The organism is Leptolyngbya sp. UWPOB_LEPTO1, from assembly GCF_017302695.1.
Classification (GTDB): domain Bacteria; phylum Cyanobacteriota; class Cyanobacteriia; order Leptolyngbyales; family Leptolyngbyaceae; genus Leptolyngbya; species Leptolyngbya boryana.
The window spans coordinates 405,801-425,776 of the sequence record NZ_JAFLCJ010000001.1 but is presented as its reverse complement, the minus strand read 5'-3'; the positions used below and the strand labels follow the sequence as shown (position 1 = coordinate 425,776).

At 47.3% G+C, this 19,976-nt stretch carries 13 protein-coding genes; 2 read left to right on the top strand and 11 right to left on the bottom strand.

The window, feature by feature from the left end; genetic code table 11:
* Nucleotides 1–97 precede the first annotated feature (97 nt).
* From J0L70_RS01875 to J0L70_RS01850, 6 genes are all read right to left on the bottom strand, one after another.
* Nucleotides 98–2,275, bottom strand: a complete 2,178-nt coding sequence (locus J0L70_RS01875; RefSeq protein ID WP_017290399.1) for a GumC family protein — start codon at nt 2,273–2,275, stop codon at nt 98–100.
* A gap of 34 nt (nt 2,276–2,309) precedes the next feature.
* A complete protein-coding gene (locus tag J0L70_RS01870; RefSeq protein WP_242044826.1) occupies nt 2,310–3,530 on the bottom strand; it encodes a polysaccharide biosynthesis/export family protein in 1,221 nt (406 codons plus the stop codon).
* A gap of 112 nt (nt 3,531–3,642) precedes the next feature.
* The gene (locus J0L70_RS01865; protein WP_017290401.1) at nt 3,643–4,320 is read right to left on the bottom strand and encodes a cyanoexosortase B system-associated protein; all 678 of its coding nucleotides are present in this window, start codon (nt 4,318–4,320) and stop codon (nt 3,643–3,645) included.
* 1 nt (nt 4,321) lies between these two features.
* Nucleotides 4,322–5,197 carry a cyanoexosortase B gene (crtB, locus tag J0L70_RS01860; protein ID WP_017290402.1) on the bottom strand — a complete coding sequence of 292 codons (876 nt, stop codon included), beginning with the start codon at nt 5,195–5,197 and terminating at the stop codon, nt 4,322–4,324.
* Between the two features lie 46 nt (nt 5,198–5,243).
* Nucleotides 5,244–6,416, bottom strand: coding sequence for a DegT/DnrJ/EryC1/StrS family aminotransferase (locus J0L70_RS01855; RefSeq protein WP_287452853.1), 1,173 nt, complete (start codon nt 6,414–6,416; stop codon nt 5,244–5,246).
* Nucleotides 6,417–6,636: 220 nt separating this feature from the next.
* Nucleotides 6,637–7,164, bottom strand: coding sequence for a helix-turn-helix transcriptional regulator (locus tag J0L70_RS01850; protein ID WP_190653450.1), 528 nt, complete (start codon nt 7,162–7,164; stop codon nt 6,637–6,639).
* A 273-nt stretch (nt 7,165–7,437) separates the two neighbouring features.
* Here J0L70_RS01850 and J0L70_RS01845 point away from each other — a divergent pair, with 273 nt between their 5' ends.
* On the top strand, nt 7,438–10,950 hold the full coding sequence (locus J0L70_RS01845) for a WD40 domain-containing protein (protein WP_287452852.1): 3,513 nt from the start codon (nt 7,438–7,440) through the stop codon (nt 10,948–10,950).
* 58 nt (nt 10,951–11,008) lie between these two features.
* Here the strand turns inward: J0L70_RS01845 and J0L70_RS01840 are convergent, their stop codons facing one another.
* Nucleotides 11,009–12,265: a serpin family protein gene (locus J0L70_RS01840; protein WP_287452850.1), complete on the bottom strand. Its 1,257-nt coding sequence runs from the start codon at nt 12,263–12,265 to the stop codon at nt 11,009–11,011.
* A gap of 131 nt (nt 12,266–12,396) precedes the next feature.
* Entirely contained in the window at nt 12,397–13,998 is a 1,602-nt protein-coding gene (locus J0L70_RS01835) for a S8 family serine peptidase (RefSeq protein ID WP_268180582.1), read from the bottom strand.
* A gap of 127 nt (nt 13,999–14,125) precedes the next feature.
* On the opposite strand from J0L70_RS01835, the gene rpe reads away from it, so the two are divergent.
* Nucleotides 14,126–14,821 (top strand): ribulose-phosphate 3-epimerase, encoded by a 696-nt coding sequence (rpe, locus tag J0L70_RS01830; RefSeq protein ID WP_190653452.1) that lies wholly within the window; start codon nt 14,126–14,128, stop codon nt 14,819–14,821.
* 128 nt (nt 14,822–14,949) lie between these two features.
* Here rpe and J0L70_RS01825 read toward each other — a convergent pair whose 3' ends face one another.
* Genes J0L70_RS01825 through J0L70_RS01815 form a run of 3 tightly spaced genes read right to left on the bottom strand, consistent with a single transcriptional unit; the run spans nt 14,950 to nt 19,794 of the window.
* A complete protein-coding gene (locus J0L70_RS01825; protein WP_017290409.1) occupies nt 14,950–15,678 on the bottom strand; it encodes a response regulator transcription factor in 729 nt (242 codons plus the stop codon).
* Nucleotides 15,656–16,786 (bottom strand): hybrid sensor histidine kinase/response regulator, encoded by a 1,131-nt coding sequence (locus J0L70_RS01820; protein ID WP_026148917.1) that lies wholly within the window; start codon nt 16,784–16,786, stop codon nt 15,656–15,658. The genes J0L70_RS01825 and J0L70_RS01820 overlap by 23 nt, the downstream gene beginning before the upstream one ends.
* Before the next feature lie 2 nt (nt 16,787–16,788).
* Nucleotides 16,789–19,794, bottom strand: a complete 3,006-nt coding sequence (locus tag J0L70_RS01815; RefSeq protein ID WP_287452849.1) for a PAS domain S-box protein — start codon at nt 19,792–19,794, stop codon at nt 16,789–16,791.
* Between the last annotated feature and the right edge of the window lie 182 nt (nt 19,795–19,976).

Genomic DNA, 19,976 nt, shown 5'->3' with positions numbered 1-19,976 from the left:
AAGCTTTCGCAAGCTTAACGTGATCTTCTAGCTGGCTTTCGAGACTTCGTATTTCGTAATTAAGATCCCGTAATTCGGTTAAGTTTTCTGACAAAAATTAATTTCGATTGCTGATGACCTGATTTTCAGATTGAGAATTGGTCGTAAATAACCACTCTTGTGCATCGTTCATCAGCGCATCTTCTGCAGCGCGAGGCAATTGTACATCAACGCCATTGGTGACTGCACCGAGTAGTCGCAGATTTGCATTTTCGGTGAGTTGATCGATCGCTTCTTCTAGCAAGCTCTGCTGAGTGACCCCCGGACGAGTCACTAAAATCATGCCGTCTGTATAAGGCTCCAAAATAAATGCATCGTTACACTTACTCAGACAAGGAGAATCCAGAACGACAAGATCAAAGCGCGCTCTCGCATCTTCGAGTAAGCGGCGGAGTTCGCTCGATTCAAGCAAGGAAGCCGCAGACGCTTGTGGGCCTGGACTTGCGACAATATAAAGGTTTTCGACATCAGGAGCAAGCCGAATACAGTCGCTAATTTGCCCAAAATATCGCAAGGGTTCGATCTGACTATCTGGATCAGCCGTGAGATTCACCCCCTGAGCCGATGAGGGAGAACGCAGATCAGTTTCAATTAATAAGGTGCGTTTTCCAGCACGAGCCGATGCGATCGCCAAATTGTAAGCGGTCACAGTCTTACCTTCGCCGTCCACAATACTAATCATCATCAGCACTCGCAAGTTCTTCGTCTCGGTCAAGCGAAGATTACTCCGGAATCGCTCATAATATTCCGCATAAGGTGAATCGGGCTTGATCAAGATTGGCGAAGCATTTGGAATAAAAGACTTCACCTGTGGCAAAACTCCAAGAATTGCGACATCTCGCTGACGAATTGCTTCTCGTAAATCTTCTGCCGTGTAAATTGTGCCTTCGAGAGTATCGAGTAAGAAGATCAGTCCTGCTCCTGCGACTAAGCCCACGATTGCCCCGACTGCTAGCGTCATGGGAATACTTTTTGGAGCTTTGACCCCGGTTGGAGCGACACTGGGCGGCTTACTCATGCCTAAACTACTAACAATTTCGACTTCAGCCGCTTTCGCATCAACCAGCTTTTGCTGCATTTGATCGTGGAGATTCTTTCTCAGTTTGACTTGATCTTCAAGCCGAGTTCGCGCCAGTTGCTTATTGGGAATGCTCGAAAACTGTTGTCGAAGTTCTTGCTCCGATCGCACACTAGAAACAATCTGCTGCTGAATGGATTCTTGCTGCGTTTTCAGATTCACCAAGGTGTTTGCGAGCTGCTGCCGTGCCGGATCGAGGCTGCTATCTTGCCGCACATTGGCGATAAAGGGAGCAGCATTTCCGTTGCCCCCGATAACTTCAACCGCTCGTTTCCGAATCTCTTCCTCATACGCTTGCTGTTGTTTCCTCAATGTTTCGACCTGCGGATGTTCAGGACGGAGATCTTTAAGTAAGACCGCCATTTGTGATTCGATTTGTTGAAGTTGTGCTCGGAGACTTGCAATGATTGGATCAGCACTCAAAGCGGAAGACACATAGGCTTGATCGGCACTGAGTCCTAGCTTTTGCTCAAGACTGGCAATTTGAGCATTAATCCCTTCTAGTTGTAATCGAAGCTGCTGTTGCTGCTGTTGGCTACCACTGATTGATTTCACAATATTGCCATCCTGCGCCGCAAAAAGCTGCGGACCTTCGATGCGATCGTATTGTTCTAAGGTTCGTTCAGCTTGGAAAAGTTCCTGCTTTACTTTAGGTAGGCGTTGTTCAATCTCAGCAATAATCGCTCGCAATCTCGCTGAATTATTCAATCGACTTTGTTCAATCAATTTTCGAGACAATAAGCTCAGAATGTCTCCAGCGCGTTGTGGATTGCTATCTGCAAAAGTTAGATTGACTTCCGCTTTTGCCGCAGCTGCATCTTTGGGATCACCTCCCCCTGTGATTTTGATGGTTAACCCTTTGACAAGGCTTTTTGGCTCAATCCCAATTTCTTTCGCGACTGCTTCTAGAACTGCATCTGTGAGTAAAGATTCTTTTGTAAAACTTTCGACCGGTTGGCGAACCTGTGCGCCGATCGTGGAAAACGTAATCGGAGGTGCATTGCCGACGAGTTGCGCTTCTCCTAGATAGCCAATGGGCGGTTCAGGCTGAACTGCAACCACTCCACTGGCTCCTAAACCCACGACACACCCTGCCGGAATCACCCATTTGTAGCGATTAACCGCGAGTAGATAACGTTTCACGATCGGTGGAACCATAAGAAGCCTTCACTAGAAAATAGGGGTAGATGATTTACTCTCGTCCAGTTGGACCAAACAAGTTCTCCGCTCCGTTTTGCAGTTCTCTGAAGAACAATAAGAAGCCCAAAACATCTCGGAATGGCTGTGTAAAGGTGTTGAGTGCGTAGGTGATTCTGCCAATCAGATTCCGTCCTACCACAATGACGTCATTGTCTTCGAGCGCAATGTTTTCTCCCATGTTGCCCTGCAAAATGCTCCGTGCATCGATGTTGCGAGTGACGGCTTTCTTCTGAATCGGGTCAAATCGAATCAAAGCAACCCGGCGCAGATTTGCATTATCAGGACCGGGTCTGACTGAAGTGAGCGCATCGAGAAATGTACTACCATTGGGTAACGTCAGTGTTCCTAGCCCATTGCTGGCATAGCTGAGAAAGCGCACGGTAATTTGAGGTTTGACTAACGTTGATCGACCCATTAAGAGTCGATCGTAATTTTGATCTTGCTCAGAAAGCTTCGGAATTACCATGACATCCCCATCTTGCAATTTCAGATCGGGCAATGGCGTTCCATCTTGTAGCGGTGTGACTAAATCTAGTTTTTCTTCTAAGACTGATCCATCTGCTAAAACTCGTTTGACTTGTACCGCTCTGAGATCCGCTCGTCCCGTTGCACCTCCGGCAAGCAGAAGCGCGGCTGAAGTTCTAGGGAGTTGCAACGTGTAGAGTCCGGGTTTAGCAATTTCGCCTGTCACGGTGACGAGAACGGGGCGCTGTCCGATTAGGGAGACGAATACAACTGGATCGATGACGATTCGATTCACAGCTTGGCGAATTTTTTCTTGCGCTTCGGAGATCGTTAAACCTTGCAGCGAGATTTTACCGAGGAGTGGAGCCGTAATATTGCCTTCTTGGTCGATCGCAGCTTGAAAATTCAAATCGGCAAATCGTTGCACTTGCACTGCGATCGTATCTCCTGCTCCTAAGCGATAGAGATTGAAGGATTTGATCGGTGGAACAGTGGGTGCGGTTGATGTAGCAGGCGCGGTCGGTGTTGCAGGAGTGTCGCGCAATTTCTGACGCGCTTGTTCGATCAGTTCTAGAGGAGTGGGGCGAGCTTGTGCGGTCGGTAAAGGTGCAGAAGCTTGAGCCGATGCCCGTTGGGTGTTGAGCCAGATTGAGAGTGTTGGCGTGAGCGTGTACACTCCTGCCATGAGAAGAGACGTAATCCATCCACGCGGAGCGGACTTAAAGAAATGGAGTTCAACTAAACGCATGGGGCAAGCTATCCAGTCAGAGCGGGGAATTTGGCTCACTACGATCGCTACATTGTATTGAGCTAACCTCAGATGGCATCCGAGATTTCCGCGCTTAGTATGCCCAGATTGGCTAATTTGAACGCAGAACTTGATTCGTCAAGGTGGATTGTACGGTTTGCACCAGGGGTTCGAGTCTGCTGCGATGCGGTTCGATGTCTTCTAAGGGTTCAATTGGTAAAATCACGCTCACGGCTACCCAAGCGGCTCGCTGATTTTGCCATTGAGCCAGTCGATCGCTGATAAACCACTGCATCGGTGCAGGATGTCCGCCGTTCGCCCAGGCATACCACCGCATCACGGCATAAGTTTGATTTTGCGTCCAGGCGCGATGAAATTCGACTGTGATGGAATCGATCTGAATCTGACGATAGGAATCAGTTTTCCACCCTTGAGAGCCTTCTAGGTCTGTCCATTCAACTTGGGGCTGGTCAATCGATCGAGCTTGCGGATAAAACAGAACCGAGGCTTTCGTTTGTGATGCGTCTTGGAGTTCTTGGTACATCCATTTGTGATCACCGATTTGGACGTTTTTTTTCTCGATCGTTTGCCAGCCTGAAATGTTCAGTCCCTCTTTTTTGAGCGATCGCAATTCCGATAAGACTTTTACCTCGGGTGGAGCTGTCCAACGCCATTTGCCGCCCGAGAGATATCCGGGGAGTGCGCCTAAAAGCACTAATCCACTCACAATCAGCAAGAGCACGACTTTCGATAAATTGACTCGTAGCGATTTAGAGAGTGAGGTGAGCATTTTAGGATTCAGGGCGATTGAACAGGTTTTCGAGCGGACTAATAAGCAGTACTAGTAAGCCCAACATTGCAGCTGAGTAGACATCTCCACCCCAACCGTCATGTAGCCATTTGAAAGCGGCATCTTGTCCGGTTCCGTGGAAAAAGGTGAGGATAGTATTGCGGATAATGTTTGCAATGACGCTGGTCAGCAGCGCGAGGCTGATGAAGGTGATGCAGAAATTGCGCGATCGTAAATTGTTTGTCCAGTACAACAGCATCAAGCTGACATAAAAACTGGTGAATAACATTTTGAGTCCAGCGCAATAGGGTGCGACTTCAACTAAGCGCTGATTGACGAAGATGTAAATGTTTTGAACCGTCACATCCATTCCCAACTGATTCAGGATAAAACCTGCAGTTCCAGCAATGAAACTTTGCAGCGGTAGGGTATACGGGGCAAGTAAGTAAGGAATCTCGTTTGGCGTTGCGAGAAAAACGAGCAGTAGGGCAAACGATTGCAGTTTCAGACCTGGAAGACCTTTGAGCCACAAGCAAATTCCGGTCAGTAAAATCGGAAATGAAAGATTGACCGGATCAGGCAATCCTGAAAGATAAAGTACGCCTGCCAACATCATGAAGCCGAGACTGACAAAGCGAGCTGACCCGACTTCATCGGAGAGCCGTACCCAGCGTTTGCGGTTATACCAAGCAATGTAGGCAGCAAATGGGAGTCCGATTAAGCCGTGGCTGAAGTATTCGTGTTCGATGCTGATCGATTTCTTAATCCAGCCGTTGTACCAATGGATCAGAAGCGGGACATATAAAACGGCGAGAAGTCCGAGGAGAACGAATTCGCTCCAGTATCGATCGAGGAAAGATGAACGCCGGATTTGCATGATTTTGAGCAGCTAATAGAGCAGGATCGGGGTGTCAATATCAGGTTCAAGCTGACATTTTTACAGCAGCAGGAGTAGCGAGACTTTCTTCGATCGCACCGACAACTTGAATTACCTGAGCTTCACTCATACCTGGGTACATCGGGAGTGAAAGAATTTCTTTGCATAGATTTTCGGCAACTGGAAACGCTCCTTCTCGATAGCCCAGATGCTTGAATGCAGGCTGCAAATGGCAAGGGAGAGGATAGTGAATTCCAGTCTGAATTCCTTGTGCTTCGAGGCGATTTTGCAGGGTTTCTCGATCGATCGATTCTGCTTGGTCTTGCATGACTCGCATCACGTATAAATGATAGACATGCCCTTTCCCACTCAGGTTAGAAACTGGCATCAAACCGCGTGAAAGTAAGGGTTTCAACAGCGCATTATATTGTTCTGCGATTTGAGCGCGATCACGGTTCCAGCTTTTTAGGTGAGGAAGTTTTACATTCAAAATTGCTGCTTGAATTGAGTCGAGGCGGCTATTCGTGCCAAATTCGGTGTGAAAGTATTTGCGCGGCGCGCCATAGTTTCTTAAAGTGCGGACTTTGTGCGCGATCGCTTCATCTTTGGTCACGACCATGCCGCCATCACCCAATGCGCCTAAATTCTTGCTCGGATAGAAGCTAAAAGCTGCTGCTAACCCAATCGCTCCGGCTCGCACGCCTTCGCGTTCTGCCAAATGAGCTTGGGCTGCGTCCTCAAAAATAATCAGTTCATAAGTATGTGCTAAATCTCGCAAAAGGCTAGGCGAAACCATTTGTCCATAGAGATGCACAGGCACAATTGCTCTCGTTCGAGGCGTAATCGCTCGTTCTGCAGCAGCGAGATCGATCAGCGCCGTTTTCGGATCGCAATCGACTAAAACGGGGGTTGCTCCGCAACGCAATACCCCAATGAGTGTGGCAACGAAAGTATTGGCAGGCAAAAGCACTTCATCGCCTTGAGCAATTCCACAGGCTTGCAGACCGAGCGCGATCGCATCTGTGCCACAAGCGACACCGACACCATGACTCACGCTACAGGCTTTAGAAAATGCTTGCTCGAATTCCAGGACAGACTGTCCCATGACATAATCGCCACGTTGAAGTACGCCCTGAATTGCCTGTTCAATCTGGGATTGAATCGGTTGATGGAGAGGTGCGAGATCGACAAAAGGAATGGAAGGAGAGACGCTCTGCATACTTGAAGCCGCCACGAAAGATGAGCAAGCCGAGTGGAAACTCAGGGAAGTTGGAGAATGGTTTGTGATGGAGTAGGGGGTGGGGAGTGGGGGAGTAACGTTTTCGATCTCCCCACTCCCTACTCCCCACTTTGAAGCTCTTAGGCTTCAAACCGGACGGTCACAAACGTCAACTGGCTCAGAGTACCCAATTTTAAAAATGGCGGTTTCAGTAAGTTCGCTAACACCAGCCTTCTTGATGGGCTTGGCGTTTGGATTGGATATTACCTAAATGTTTTTTCACAGTATCGATCGTAATAAAGAGACGTGATGCGATTTCTTTGCGCGAAAGATTACAGCGTTTTAGAAACCAGACTTCGGCTTCGCGCGGTGTTAAACCGAATTTCTTTGCCTCAGTGACAGCCAGACTTTGCAGCGATCGCTGTTGGTCTTCGAGCCGCACGAGGAGACAGGCTTGCTCAAGTTCGAGCCATTGAACCTGGATACGGTAGGTGTGATTGTCCTCGGTTTTGAGTTCGGACTCGATGACTAAAGGGCGATCGCCATACCACTGGCGGCTATCGATCAACGCTTCGCAGGAACGCCAGACCTCAGTGGGATACTGCTCAGTCGGATTGAGCTGATAACATAGCTCCGTTGCAGGTGTATTTGCGAATATGACTTCACCTTGCGGATTCAGAATTAAAATGCCATCAACTAAGCCTTCAAGCACAGACAATAAGAAATCATTGGGGGTAGTGTTAGCCATAATGTTCATCATCTTCAGGGGCAAATGAACTGTTGATAAGGCTGAATACGGTTGATGTTTTGGTTTTATGCACCCGACTCACCCTTGCCTAATCTGAAGGTACGCAATTTAAACGCGTTTGACTGTGAGAAAAAGTTAGGAGTTTAGGGTTATAAAACGTTATTTCGTGACACGGCAACTTAGCGGAAAATTAAGGTGTCCGTAATTTCCCTGACTTCGCTTGAAGCTGTCAATATCGCTCATAGCGAGAATAATCAGAAAGGGTGAACTACCGTGATTACGATCGAGAATGCACTCAGCGTGTTGGATCAGGTGTTCGAGCAGGATCGCTTGACGCATTTACAAGAGATAGTGTTTCGATCTGCCTGGGAAGGGCTGACCTATGAACAGATTGCAACCACTGAAGATTATGATCCGGATTATGTGAAGCTAGTCGGCTCACAATTGTGGCAAATTTTGTCCGATCGCTTAGGACAACGTGTCACGAAAAGTAATTTTCGGGTCGTGCTCCGGCAATGGGTAGAGGCAAAAATTCCAGCGATCCCAACCGTGATCGAATCATCGCTCGTCGATTGGGGTGAGGCAGTGGATGTGTCTAGCTTTTGTGGGCGGACACAAGAACTTAGCGCACTCGATCACATGTTGACAGCAGAGCAATGTCGATTTGTGACGATTCTCGGCATGGGCGGAATCGGCAAAACGGCTCTCTCGGTCAAGTTAGCCCAGCAGGTACAAGGGAAGTTTGAGGCGGTAATTTGGCGATCGCTGCAAGATGCGCCCCCTTTAGATGTCATCTTGTCAGACTGGATTCCATTTCTATCACGCCAACAGGAAACTGAGATCCCCGATACCGTCGATGGGAAATTAGGACGGCTGATGTACTATTTGCGATCGTCGCGCTGTCTGTTGATCCTCGATAATGTTGAATCTATTTTAGAGGGAGGAGATCGAACTGGACATTACCCGAGCGGGTATGAATCTTACGGAGAGTTATTTCGCCGGATTGGGGAAACGGTACACCAAAGCTGTCTCGTTTTGACGAGTCGCGAAAAGCCGAAAGAAGTCGCAGCACTAGAAGGTCAGTTTGTGCGATCGATTCGCCTAGACGGATTGGATACGTCAGAAGCAGAAGAACTGCTGAAACCGAAACAGTTGAGAGTCGATTTTGCAATTTTTGCGCGATTGAACAATCTCTATGGTGGTAATCCACTCGCGCTAAAAATCGCGGCATCGACCATTCAAGACCTTTTTGATGGCAGTGTGGCGGAATTTCTGACCGAAGGAACGTCTGTATTTGGTGGAATTTCAGATTTGCTAGATGAACAGTTCGATCGCTTATCGCAGCTTGAGCAGCACATTATGTATTGGATTGCGATCAATCGCGATGGAACTGCTTTATCTGAGCTAGCAGAGGATATTGTTCCAGCGATTCCGAAGCGTTACTTAATTGAGGCTTTAGCTTCTTTAGCGCGTCGCCCGATCGTCGAAAAGCAAGGCTCGAAATTTACCTTGCAGCCTGTGGTGATGGAATATGTGATTGAGCGATTGAGCGATCGCATTTTTCAAGAGCTTTGTACCGAGAATGTTCAACTGTTGATGTCTCATGCGTTGATGAAGGCGAATGTGGAAGATCATATTCGCGATCGTCAAATTCGCATGATCCTACAGCCGTTACTCGATCGATTATTGGCTCCATTTCACTGTCAAACGGATGTCGAAGCAAAGCTCAAACGAATGCTCGGTAAGCTCCGAGAGCAAGTAGGCTGCGCGCCGGGATATGCAGCCGGAAATATTCTCAATATGCTGTGCTGTTTGAAAACGGATCTAACAGGCTACGACTTTTCAGAGCTAGCAGTTTGGCAAGCCTATTTGCAAGGTGTAGATTTACATCGCGTCAATTTTACTCAAGCTGATTTGAGAAAGTCTGTGTTCTCAGAAGTGTTGGGGAATGTTTGGTCGGTTGCTTTTAGTCCAGATGGCGAGATTTTGGCAGCGAGTGATACGGCTGGAGCCATTCATCTCTGGCGGGTTTCAGATTGGCAGAAATTACTCACGTGTGAAGGACACCAGCATTGGGTGTGTGAAGTTGCTTTCACGTCAGATAGTCAATGGCTCGTTTCAGCAAGTGGCGACAATACGGTGAAAGTTTGGCATGCAAAAACAGGCGAATGTTTGCGGACGTTCAGCGATCATCAAGACTGGGCAATTTCGATCGCGATTTCTCCTGACGATCGCATTCTTGCGAGTAGTAGTGCCGACCGCACGATTCGCCTTTGGGATTTGCACACGGGTCAGCCGATCCGAACACTCGAAGGTCACCAGCACTGGATTTGCAAAGTTACTTTTAGCCCGGATGGAAAATTCCTAGCCAGCGCTAGTGACGATCGCACCATGAAGCTTTGGGATGTGGAAACTGGAACCTGTTTGAAAACGTTTGAAGGACATACGAACACCGTCCGAAGTGTTGCGTTTAGTCCTGATGGCTTGATGCTTGTTACTGGGAGTGAAGATGCCACAATCAAGCTTTGGGATATTGAAACCACTCACTGTATAAAGACGCTTTCAGGGCATTTAGAACAAGTGAGATGCGTCACTTTTAGCCCAGATGGTCAGGCAATTCTCAGCAGTAGCTTTGATGAAACGATCAAGCTCTGGGATGCGACAACTGGCAAGTGCCTCAAAACATTACAACAGCATCGAGGAGTCGTACGCTCTGCAACATTTAGCCCTTGTGGCAACATGATTGCGAGTGGGAGCGCAGATCAGTCTGTTCGACTTTGGCATACGCAAACTGGAGAATGTTGCAAGACGCTGCAAGGCTATACGAACTTCGTTTTATCCGTTGCATTTAGCTTTGATGATTCTCTACTGGCGAGTACTAGCACTGATCACACGGTTAATCTTTGGGATAGTTCGACGGGAGTTTGTCTCAATAGTTTTTACGGACATGAGAATTGGGTCTGGACAGTTGCTTTTAGTCCTGACGATCGACTACTTGCGAGCGGCAGTTTTGATCACACGGTTCGGGTGTGGAATCGATCGACGAATCAATGTCTAAAAGTTTTACGCGGGCACACGAACTGGGTTTGGTCAGTTGCCTTTAGCCCGGATGGAGAAACGGTTGCGAGTGGCAGCTTTGATCAAACCATTCGAGTATGGAATCCTAGAACAGGTGAGTGTTTACAGATTCTTGCGGCTCAGAGTCGAATTTGGGCGATCGATTACAGTTCAGATGGACAGTTCCTTGCCAGCGGAGAAGAAAATCACAATATTCATCTCTGGAATCCTCAGACTGGGCAATGCATCAAAACCTTGCAAGGACATACGAATCGAGTAATGTCGATCGCGTTTCGAGCCGACGGCAAACAGTTAGTCAGTGGCAGTGAAGATGGAACTGTGAGAATTTGGGACATCAAATCTGGAGAATGTGTGATGGTCTTATCAGCCGATGAGCGGATTGCTTCAGTGGCATTTTCTCCAAACGGCGATCGGGTTGCGAGTGGTGGAATTGATCAGCTTGTGAAAGTTTGGCATCTCAAAACGGGCGAATGTCGAATTTTGAGAGGACATCGCGATCGCATTTGGTCAGTTAAATTCAATAATAACGGTTCGATTCTTGCCAGTGGCAGCGAAGATCAAACGGTGCGTTTGTGGAATGTAGAATCGGGAGACTGTATGAAAGTCCTGCAAAAACCACAACCTTATGATGGAATGAAGATTACTCAGGTGAGCGGGGTAACGAATGCACAAAAGACAACGTTGAAAGCTTTGGGTGCAGTTGAGTAGCGATCGTATGCTCAGAACTCTAAAATACTAAAGAGTTTGGAGTGCTGAGCATACAACATTATTCTGGATTCACGATCGAACCCATGAACAAAATTTCACCCGTTTGATTGTCTCGAATCGCGCAGAAGAATGGTCGATCGACAATCATTTTGAACGGCTCTTCTTGAATTTGAGCCGAAGTCGCAACAACTCCTACTGAGGTGACTGCCGCCGCTTCCGTTCCTTCTTCATTCACCTCAACGAACGTCTTATGTTTAACCTCATCGATTTTCGTTGTGGCTTTACTTAAATTCGAGAAATCTGCGGCATCTTGAAACGCAACGCCCATTCCTAAAGCGGACAACGCCGTTTTTAGATCCACCTCATAATCCATCTTGAATCGAGGCAGTTGAATCTGACCTTCACGGCTGGAAAATTGCTTCATCCAGGTTTGCCAATTCTCAGCCGTCAAACTCTTTTGAAATGCAGTCAGATTTGACTTTGGCAAAAACACATACATGCTCATTCGCCCATTGCCATACGGCAAACTAATCGCTTGAAATTGGTCGGTTTCTGAGTAGCGATATTCTCCTTGCCGCTTCATCAGCGGAACTTGTTTCTTCGTGCCATTTGTTAGGGAAAATGGACGATTTTCTGTATTTTTCTGATCAAATTCATTCGACCATGCTCCTTTGAAATAAATGGCATTGATCAAAAACATCACATGCTCAGGAGTAATGCGATCGACAATTTTCTCAATTTTTTCATTCGTATTTTCTTTGACCCAACCGTTAATTTCATCAGATGCAGTGGGTCGTTTAAAATCTAAAGTTTTGACTTTAGCGTCATAGAATTTCTCATTTTGCTGTAAGAAGTTGAGATTAAATGCAATGCCTTCTTTTGCCCAGAGCGAATTTGCGATCGACAATTTCACTTTCGGATCAACTTGGGTCAAATTTGCCATCAAATTCCGCTGCGAATTATTGAGTTCTTCCAGCGTCATTCCCTGGAATTGCAGCGCATTTGCCATCGCTTGCTTCGTGTTGCCGTTTGCGCCGTTGTAGGTCATCGAAAGCGCGATCGCAACGCTAGAAGGTGAGACAAAGACATTCTTTTGACTGTCTTTTTTAAGAATTTCAGAAAATAACTTAAATCCAAACTTCGTATTCGCTGCAACTAATTTTGGATTCACAGAAGGGGCTTCAAGCGACGGTGGAACTTGCTGTTTCGGTAGGGCTTGCTTTGGATTCTGCGAATTTGCTGATGTCGAACAAGATAGCGCAGTCATTGCAAGAATTACAGCGCATGAATAGCCAATCCATTGAGATATTCTCATAGTTAATCACTCCACGAAAATTCGGAACTCAAGCGACTGAATCCCGAATAGTTTGACCTCAATCGTGTACAAATCGCCACGTTATTAATTGATACATTAGCTGCTCAATGAATTGCGTAGAGGTACCGTTACTATTTTTGCGACGGAACAGTCCACCATGCCAACGCATAAGATTGAATAGGTTCATTGGCTTTTTGACGGAAAACAACGCGAATCTTGTACCGCCCATTACTCGGAACGGGGAAAAAAATGTGCTCGACACTATCAATGCTGCTGACTGATGACCAGATACTTTTCTGAATATCGTTGTCTTCTGCGCGCATTAAGTAGATGTCTAAGTTATTCAATCCTCGATCGCGAAACGTTTCCCCTAAGTCATAAACTTTGTTGCGGTTCTTATCGTTCAATTCCACTAATCGATCCCAAGCGAGCGTTGCTGCAACATAGCTGCCTTGAAGTAACGGTCGATCGATCATGTAATCTTGTGCAGCTTTTCCGGCTTCAATCTTGCCGTAATTCCAGCCAATCGCAGGTACAGGCTTATTCGGTGTCCATTGCCCTGCACTAAACTGCTGATAGGCACGAAACGCATTCAGTTGTCCTGCACCCATCTGGATATTCAGAGGAATTTTCGGATTTTTATACGCATCAGAATCAATCCAAGTTTGATTATTTTTTTCAACGATCGTCCGCGTCATTCCTAAAGCGCGACCGTCCCCTTTGTCTTTAATTTTGTCTGCCGAATTCATCAACACCGCTTTCATGACTTCGTGTCGTCGGGCATCTAATGTCCAAGGCAATTTACACCCGCCTTTACAACTTTGTCGGAGTTGTCGATCGCTAAATTCCTGCAACAATGCCACCGTTCCCGTCACATGAGGAGCCGCAAAACTTGACCCGATTGCGCTCGTCTGTTCACCTTTGAGATTTGCGACATTGATTTTACTACCGGGAGCCGTGAGAGACAGCGATCGCCGACCTCCCAAACTCGTTTCAATTCCATCATTGCGCTTCAAGAGTCGAGGATGCGTATCGCCAATATTGGAAAAATCGATCTTGGTATATTCTTCTCCGACTCGCCGGGTGAATGAAACAGTCATGCCATTAAAGTTATCCGTCGGAATCGGAATTCCCCCTTTGCCCTGATTTCCTGCCACAATAAACAGCGAATTATGGGTCTGTGAGAGCCAATCAATACATTGAGTTAAGAGCGCATTGCCGTCTAATCGCGCATTCGGGCGTGGGTCTTGCTGGAGTGCTTCTCCAAAACTGAAATTAACGGCACGGACATCCCCCCCATTCTGTAAAGCAATATGTTGAGCAGACAGACATTCCTCTGATTGTCCGCTGCGCTGTGGAGTGGCGGCAGCAGAAGAAAAGAGTCGCGCATTGGGAGCTACTCCTAAAACAGCCTTGCTATTTCCAACCATGACACTCGCAACTTGGGCAGCATGTGTATCTAAATTGGTGTTCGTCTTCGCGGGTTGATTGCGGAAAAAAGTGCGAGATAAATCAATCACTTGGTTATTCGCCCCTGCTTTATCGATGCCGAATTGCGGCGGACGACCGATTTCGACTTGTCCGATCGCGATTTTCTTTCCCGTCAAGCCATAAGGAGCTTGCTGCAATCGGAGTGCGTCAATTCCTTCTTTCCCGATCGAGCTTTCTGAAACAGGGGTTGCCTGTGCCGCGATCGCGATCAAAACTCCGCCGAATCCAACCATCCACTTCATCTTTCAACCCTAATAAGTATTTATTCCTAAAAATTTGTGCAAACCCTGACCAAATTCTGAGAGAAAACCTTCACAATTTGTTAAACTGATCACACATTCTCAAGCTTTTCAAGGGGAACCAACCGTCATGTCCAATAAACCGATCGTAGTTGCACCATCGATTCTCTCTGCTGATTTTAGTCGGTTGGGCGATGAGATTCGCGCCGTTGACGCAGCCGGAGCCGATTGGATTCACGTTGATGTCATGGACGGACGTTTTGTCCCGAACATCACGATCGGTCCCTTGATCGTGGAAGCAATTCGCCCCGTGACTCAAAAGCCACTCGATGTTCACTTGATGATTGTAGAGCCTGAAAAGTACGTCGGCGATTTTGCAAAAGCAGGTGCGGATCACATTTATGTTCACGCTGAGCACAACGCTTCGCCTCACTTGCACCGCACGCTCGGACAGATCAAGGAATATGGCAAAAAAGCGGGTGTTGTTCTGAACCCGGGTAGCCCCTTGGAGCTAATTGACTATGTGTTGGAACTGTGTGATCTCGTGTTGATCATGAGTGTCAACCCAGGATTTGGCGGTCAGAGCTTTATTCCTGGCGTATTGCCGAAAATTCGCAAATTGCGTCAGATGTGTGATGAGCGCGGACTCGATCCCTGGATCGAAGTCGATGGCGGTCTGAAAGGCAACAACACCTGGCAAGTGATCGAAGCAGGCGCAAATGCGATCGTTGCTGGTTCAGCCGTATTTAACGCCCCCGATTATGCAGCCGCGATCGAAGGCATCCGCAACAGCAAGCGCCCCTCGCCTGAACTTGCAAAAGTCTAGGTGTCTGAAGAGATCAGAAAAAGCCGATCGCGCATTACGCGATCGGCTTTTTTTTAGGACTGATAGGAAGATAGGGAGCAATTGCTGTCTGGGTTCTCCCCACTCCCCACAACAAATTCGCTCAACGACTAGGCAGCCTCAACCAAACTAGCCAAATTACAACACCGCAACAACTCCGCGCTTTCCGGTATCAAATAGTCCTGCAACTTATAAACCTCTTGCAGCACTGCCAACTCCCGCGCGTATTCTCGTTGAACCGTTGCGATCGTCGATTCGTAGCCAATCCGTTCCGTTCTCAACAAATGCAGCGCCATGTTGATATTCGAGAGTGGATTCCGAAGTTCTTGGTAGAAATGATTGAGCAATCCGTCACGCGCCCCTGTGTCACTCGCCGAATCAGGAACTGCCTGATCCACAGGTTCTAAAGTCGCGTCAGCCTTCTGAGGTTGCGAGACTTCAGAGACCTGACGATATCGTTCTGCCAAAGCCGCATACTTCGCCAAGCGCCCCGTCACAGCACCAAGCAAATCTGTTGCTGTACAAGGCTTTGTCAAATAATCATCCGCGCCTAGCTCCATCCCTTGACGCTGATCGGCTTTTGTTCCGCGAGCGGTCAGAAAAATGAACGGAATCCCTGCCGTATTCGGTGACTTGCGGAGTTGTGAGAGAACTGAGAAACCATCGAGATCGGGCATCGTCACATCACACAAAATCAAATCTGGATGATGTTCTTGAGCCAGTTGCACCCCGACGTTACCGTTTTCTCCCCCAATCCCATGAAATCCTTCGGCTTCCAGCAAATCTAAAATCGATTCCCGAACCGTCTGTTCGTCTTCAATAACGAGGATTGTTTTCATGCTTGGACTGTCTGTTTAACGGTAGCGTGACTGTAAACAGAGTTCCCTGATTCTCTTCGCTTTCTACAGTAATCGTTCCACCGTGTAGATCGACGCACTGTTTGACGATCGACAATCCTAAGCCCGTTCCTGGAATCGATCGCGCATTGCTCGCCCGATAAAATGACTGAAACAAGTCAGCTTGATCCCCACTGGGAATGCCAATTCCATAATCCTGAACCCAGAAAATTGCCGTTTGATGGTTCAAGCTCAGTTTAAATTCAACAATTTCTCCTTTTGGAGAATATTTCACCGCGTTCGAGAGCAAATTGGTCAAAATGTGGCGCAGTAAGCGATCGTCTACACAAAATAACGAATCGCTCGGCTCAGAGGAGCGGTGTGAGAACTGAATCGATCGCTTTTCCTCGATATGAAACTCGTCTACTAATTCCTGGCAAAACTGAACTAAATTGATCGGTTGCGGAGAGAATTGCAGCTTGCCAGATTCGGTTTCGCCGACAGTCAGCACATTCGATAAAAGCTGATTCATGCGTTTGACCGACCCTTGAATGCGTTCGAGGTAAGTCTCTTTCTTTTGATCGCTGAGTTGAGTTCCGTAGCGTTGAAGTAACTCGGTTGAAAACAAAATCGTATTTAACGGATTGCGAAATTCATGGGAAACCACTGAAACAAATCGAGACTTGAGTTCGCTCATTTCTCGCTCTTTTTCCAGGGCGGCTCGAACCGCTGTTTCAGCTTTATGTCGCGAGAGCGCAATCTCGATCGTGGTGACTAACTCTCGATCTTCAAAGGGCTTCAAGATATAACCAAAGGGTTGAGACTGTTTCGCGCGAGATAGCGTATTTTCGTCTGCATGAGCGGTTAAAAACACGACAGGGAGCCGCCACTTTTGGCGAATTTGTTCAGCCGTTTCAACCCCATCCATTTCGCCATGTAAGCGAATATCCATCAGCACAAGATCGGGTTGAAAATTTGCCGTATCATCTAGAGCCTCTTCTGAAGTCGCCGCGATCGACACCACTTGATACCCTGCTGATTGCAAACTCGTTTGAATATCCAGCGCAATAATACTCTCATCTTCTACAATTAACACCCTAGCAGTAGACATATCTAAACCCTGATCTTCTGTTCCATAAAGCACATCGTATACTGAACGCCCGAATTGCTTGTGAGGTCTATCTCCCCTCGAAGCTGTCGAATGAGAGAGCAGACAAGCTGCAGACCGAGCGATTTTGTATTGCGGAAATCGAGGTCTGAAGGAAATCCTCGACCATTGTCACCGACGATAAGTTGATATCGGAGTGATTCGTGGGCATCAACTTCTTGCGCCTGAAGTTTGATATAGATCTCGCCAGGCTCACCAACTGGGAATGCATATTTCAGAGCATTGGAAACCAGCTCATTGATAATCAGACCGCAAGGAATCGCGGTATCGATACTTAGCCTGACATCCTGGACATCTAACCGGAGTTGAATGGCACGCGAATGTGCGGAATAAGACCGAAATAGAGCCGTCACCAGACTTTGAATATACTCTGAAAAATTAGTTTTCGCTAGATCTTCAGATTGATAAAGTTTTTCGTGAATTAGTGCCATTGCGCTCACACGATTTTGGCTCTCCTTAAAGACTTCGACAATGCGTTTATCGTCAATGTAGCCTGCTTGTAACTTGAGTAAACTTGACACAACTTGCAGGTTATTTTTGACTCGATGATGAATTTCTTTCAGCATCACTTCTTTTTCTTGCAGCGATGCCCGAATTTGTTCTTCTGCCCGTTTGCGATCGCTAATATCCACGACCGACCCAATCACTTCGACCGATTGATCACTGAGTAATTTCATATCGTCTCGGAGCCAGCGATAAGACCCATCTTGATGCAAGAAACGATACTCGCACGTGGCTCCACCCGTTTCTGTGAGTCGATCGAGATGTTCTAAAACGTTAGGCAAGTCTTCAGGATGAATATGATCAATCCAAAAATGCGGATCTTTGAGATATTGCCAGATCTCATACCCCAATTGCCGCGTGATATTCTCACTTACGAAGGTACAAGCTCGATTCCGTTTCGGCTGGCAGGTATAGATCACAGAAGGACTTGAAGACAGTAGATACTTTAATCTTGCTTGAGTCGCGAGTAATGCTCTTTCTGACCATTTGCGATCGGTAATATCTCGCTGTAGCGCGACAAAGTGAGTCAAAGTCCCACGCGCATCTGAAATCGGCACAATGTTTAAATCTGCCCAGTATTCTGAACCATCTTTGCGATAGTTCATGATCTCGACTTGAATTGCTCTACCTTCGTGCATTGCTTCGCGAATTCGTGCCAATTGCGCCCGATCTGTTCGCTCTCCTTGCAGAATATGTGGCGTTTTTCCAATCACTTCTTCGGGGGTGTAGCCGGTTGATTCGATAAACGCTTCGTTGACATAGCTAATCTTGGGTTCATCAACGTCGGCATTTGTAATAATGACGGCATCATTGCCATTGATCACAACCGACTTAAATAACTTCAAGCGCTCTTCAGCTTTTTGGCGTTCTTCCTGGGCGCGGATTTTTTGCAGCACGATCGACAAATAATTCGATACTTCTGTCAGCGTCTGTGCTTCACAGAAAGACCATTGTTTTGGATAGGCAGCATTGAGTGACAAAATGGCAATCTGATCGGCGGTATGCTGCACTGCAATCATAGCGATCGCGCGTGTTCTGCGCTTGAGCATCTCAGTGGACATAGATGCAAGGGCAGGCTCTTGCAGTACATCTTCGATCAGCACCGGATTCCGTTCGGCAACCAGTGCTAAGTATTGAGGTGTGAGATAAAGTCCTTCTAAGATTCCAGTTAGAGCGGGCATCTCATCGCGCTGTGCAGAATGAAGCACCTTGATCTGCCGCGATTCGATCACGCCATAGAGCACGCGCACCTCTGGAAAGAGTTGTGCGGTTTCGTCGATCGCTAACTTGATCAATGCTTCTACCGACAATCCAGCGGTCGTTCCTTGTGAGAGGCGATTCAACAATTCCAGACAATTTTGCTTCTCGAGCAGGCTTTGCTCGATGCGTCTTCGCTGATTAATTTCACTTTGCAAATTGATATTGGAGGCTTGAAGTTCGGCGGTACGGGCTGCCACGCGCACTTCTAAATCTTGTTTGGCTCGATACAAGGCTCGTTCAGCTTGGCGCTGAGCCGTGACATCTGTTGCCACTCCGATCATGCCGACGACCTGGTGTTGGGCATTGTAGAGGGGAGTCGCGCGGTTATCAAACGTTACGCCTCCGAAGTCTAAGACAGAACGGTGTTCTTCGCCGCTCAATACGCGATCGATATCCTGAACAATGTTGGGAAACTCTCGATAGAACTCGTAAATCGATTTGCCAACGAGATCGCTAGATTTTAGATTGATCGCGTCTAACCCTTTGCCTTCAGCCAATGTGTAAACGCCGTGTTGATCGATCGCATAGAGAATCGTTGGCGTATTGGTGACAACGGTACGTAATAACCGTTCACTTTCAGTGAGCGCGAGTTGAGCGCAGTATTGTTCTGTAATGTCCCGCGTACTAATGACTCGTCCAATCGTGATTTGATTCAGGCGTAACGGCTTCGAGAATCGCTCCAAAAATCGCCCATCCTTGAACTGGATTACCGCACGATTTTCGATTTCAAAATCTGCGTACTCAGCCTCAATTTGCTGATCTAACGCCTCTGGATTGACCAGCAGTTCACAGGATGCTTTGACAGAATCCCTATCGTTCTGCATGGGATGGTCTAAAAGCCCCCATTGTTGGCGAAATTTTTGATTGAGGCTGAGGATTTTACCGTCACAGTCGATCGCTAAAAGTCCATCGGTAATCGATTCAAGGACTGCTTGCGTCAATTCTAGAGAGTGCTTTAACCCAGTAGAGTCATTACGTTGGGTTGCATTTTGGAGGGCTGCTTCAGCTTGCTGCCGAGAGGCTCTCTCTTGGCGGAGTTCTTGCTGAAGGGCAACTATGGTCGATTCGAGTTGGGTAAAAGTCGAGTGGAGAAGCTCGATCGTAGAGGGTTCCGCGAGATTAGTATCTGAGCGGTTCAAAAGGTCGCGAAGTTGAGTCAGGGTTGGCGGCGCATCAATCTGGTGCATCGATCGTTCCAAAGAATAAAAAAAGGCAAACCAAGAATTTCAGAATTCACATGAAATTCAGACGAGTTTTCTCATGTTTGCCTTTTGCCTTGAACATAAGCGCATTATTCCCTAGATAATGGGATCTGAACCGAATTTTTCTCATAAAGCTCTCACTATTTTCCCGTACGGGCACTTACGTA

Bases quoted from the DNA above. Each gene is read 5' to 3' on its own strand.
- J0L70_RS01850 (WP_190653450.1), bottom strand. From the start codon at position 7,164: ATGGCTAACACTACCCCCAATGATTTCTTATTGTCTGTGCTTGAAGGC.
- J0L70_RS01875 (WP_017290399.1), bottom strand. From the start codon at position 2,275: ATGGTTCCACCGATCGTGAAACGTTATCTACTCGCGGTTAATCGCTAC.
- J0L70_RS01840 (WP_287452850.1), bottom strand. From the start codon at position 12,265: ATGAGAATATCTCAATGGATTGGCTATTCATGCGCTGTAATTCTTGCA.
- rpe (WP_190653452.1), top strand. From the start codon at position 14,126: ATGTCCAATAAACCGATCGTAGTTGCACCATCGATTCTCTCTGCTGAT.
- J0L70_RS01815 (WP_287452849.1), bottom strand. From the start codon at position 19,794: ATGCACCAGATTGATGCGCCGCCAACCCTGACTCAACTTCGCGACCTT.
- J0L70_RS01870 (WP_242044826.1), bottom strand. From the start codon at position 3,530: ATGCGTTTAGTTGAACTCCATTTCTTTAAGTCCGCTCCGCGTGGATGG.
- J0L70_RS01825 (WP_017290409.1), bottom strand. From the start codon at position 15,678: ATGAAAACAATCCTCGTTATTGAAGACGAACAGACGGTTCGGGAATCG.
- J0L70_RS01835 (WP_268180582.1), bottom strand. From the start codon at position 13,998: ATGAAGTGGATGGTTGGATTCGGCGGAGTTTTGATCGCGATCGCGGCA.
- crtB (WP_017290402.1), bottom strand. From the start codon at position 5,197: ATGCAAATCCGGCGTTCATCTTTCCTCGATCGATACTGGAGCGAATTC.
- J0L70_RS01865 (WP_017290401.1), bottom strand. From the start codon at position 4,320: ATGCTCACCTCACTCTCTAAATCGCTACGAGTCAATTTATCGAAAGTC.
- J0L70_RS01855 (WP_287452853.1), bottom strand. From the start codon at position 6,416: ATGCAGAGCGTCTCTCCTTCCATTCCTTTTGTCGATCTCGCACCTCTC.
- J0L70_RS01820 (WP_026148917.1), bottom strand. From the start codon at position 16,786: ATGTCTACTGCTAGGGTGTTAATTGTAGAAGATGAGAGTATTATTGCG.